1 pseudogene is annotated in these 1468 nt (G+C 46.9%); it reads left to right on the top strand.

What is annotated here, in order from left to right:
* A pseudogene (locus HMPREF3201_RS11865) lies at positions 1-1468 on the top strand (hypothetical protein); the annotation flags it as partial.

Raw genomic sequence — 1468 nt, 5'->3', positions numbered from 1 at the left:
AATTGGCGGCCTGCAGGATAAGTACATTACGGGCGCAACCTTTAAAGATAACAAGTTGACCATTACCCGTAACGACGATACATCCTTTGAAGTAGGTGATATTGCATCTAAGAGTGAAATGGATTCAGCCGTTAGCAGCGCCAACCTGAAATTCACTGGTGACGATACGTCCGATGACGCTACGATCACCAAGAAAAATGGTGAAACCTTATCCATCTATGGTGGTGTAGCTGCAACGGATGCAGACGGCAATAGCTTGTTGTCCAGCGTCAACAATGTCGGCGTTGTTAAAACTGATGACGGCTTACAGATTAAACTTGCTAAGGACTTGTCCGGTATCGACAGCGCTCGCATAGGCGGTACTGAAAAAGATGGTGTAGTTACCGGTGGTATTTACATTGCTAATCAGTCTGTAACATATAATGGTGCCAGCAGTAAGACTGAAAGCGGCTTATACGTTACCGGTTTGGCCAATACGGCTTGGAATCCTTCGACAGATGGTATCGTAAGCGGCCGTGCGGCTACAGAAGACCAGTTGAAAGCTGCCTATGATGGCCTTTCCTCGACGATTACAGCCAATAAAGTCGTAGCCGGTAAAAATATTACCGTAACTGAGCTGCCTAATGGTGCAGGGACAGAAGTTGCCTTAAGTGACAACCTCTCCTTCGGCGATAAAGATGGTAATAATGTCGCTATTAAGGGCAACGAAGGTATCATCAGCGCTGGAGATGGTGGTACTAATAAAGTGGTCGTCGATGGGACTAAGTCCACGGTAACAGCTGGTACCGGTGACAACCAAGTTCTTGTTGATGGCTCCAAAGGCCAAGTTACGATTGGTGACGGCTCTAACGGCAGTATTGTCATGGGGAACCAAGATGTGGCTGTTAAAAATGCCGACGGCACGGCGAAGGTTGATGCCGACGGCAATCCTGTTACTGAAAAAGGTAAATTCATCACCGGCCTTGAAAACACGACTTGGAAGCCTGATGAAAAAGGCTACGTCCCCGATCGAGCTGCTACGGAAGGTCAATTAAAAGATATTGTTGGCCAATTCGATGGTAAAATTGATGATATCAACAACTCTAAACGAGGCTTTAACAGCGATACCGGTGAAGTCATCAAACGCGGCAAAGATGACGTTTTAGATCTTAAAGGCGGAATCTCTGATGCAAGTAAATTAACCGACGGCAACATCGGCGTCGTTAATAACACGGCCGGCAGCGGTTTTGACATCAAGTTGTCTAAGAACCTCAAGGATCTTGAGTCGGTAACATCGAACTCGATGACGACGAAAGAGCTGACGGTTTCGGAAAAAGCCAATATTGGCAACGTTTCTATCAGCAACGACAACGTTACCATTGGCACGGGTGACAGCAAGACCGTCATCACCAATGAAGTCGTTACGACGGGCTCAGTCACGACGGGCAACACGACCATCAACAATGGCGGATTGACGATTAAGAATGAA

Origin of the sequence: Megasphaera sp. MJR8396C, assembly GCF_001546855.1 — a bacterium.
Taxonomy (GTDB): Bacteria; Bacillota; Negativicutes; order Veillonellales; family Megasphaeraceae; genus Megasphaera.
Note: the sequence above shows the minus strand (reverse complement) of the source record. Positions and strands in the feature narration are given on the sequence as shown.